The following is a 709-nucleotide window of genomic DNA, read 5'->3' as shown; positions in this document are numbered from 1 at the left end:
GCAGGCGGTCCTGCGAGACAAAGCTCTCCTCGGCGCGGTCGCCGGGAAGCTCGAGCCACAGATGCAGCCCGTCGCGCTGGACGCGGTAGTCGATGCCGGCCAGCACTTGCGAAGCGATGTCCTGGCGCCGCCTGAGCGCCGAGCGCTGCCAGCGGACGAGCTCCATCGCCGTCCCGTCGGTGACCCAGCGCGTGGCGATCTCGGCCACCATCGGCGTCGCCATCCAGTTCGAGACGAGGTGGCGATTGGCCACCGCCGCGACATAGCGGTCTGGCGCGGCCAGGTAGCCGATCCGCAGCCCGGGCACGGTGATCTTGGTGAAGGAGGTGACATAGAGCGTGCGCTCGGGCGCAAAGGCGGCTACCGGCGGCGGCCGGTCCTCGACCAGCGGCCCCAGCACGTCGTTCTCGATGATGGCGATGTCGTGCTTGCGCGCCACGGCCGCAATCTCCTCGCGCCGCCTGGCGTCCATCAGCGTCGCCGTCGGGTTGATGACCGAGGGCTGCACGAAGACGGCGCGGATGTCGGAAAGGCGGCAGGCCTCGTCGAGCGCTTCCGGGATGAGGCCGTTGCCGTCGATCGGCAGGCCTTCGAGGTTGAAGCCGAGATAGCGCGCGAGCGGCACCAGCGTATGGTGGCCAATGGCCTCGGTGGCGACCGTCGAGCCGGGCGGCGCGAGGAGATTGCGGCCGTGGCGCGCAAGCACGAC

Annotated in this window: 1 protein-coding gene; it reads right to left on the bottom strand. The window is 70.2% G+C overall.

Annotated elements, in window-relative coordinates; translation table 11 throughout:
- Nucleotides 1-709 (bottom strand): PLP-dependent aminotransferase family protein (locus tag EN742_RS36760; protein WP_148670606.1); only part of this gene is annotated, 709 nt, incomplete at both ends.

This window comes from Mesorhizobium sp. M4A.F.Ca.ET.020.02.1.1 (assembly GCF_004022645.1).
GTDB lineage: Bacteria > Pseudomonadota > Alphaproteobacteria > Rhizobiales > Rhizobiaceae > Mesorhizobium.
The sequence above is the reverse complement of the archived record's forward strand: the minus strand, read 5'-3'. Positions and strand labels throughout refer to the sequence as shown.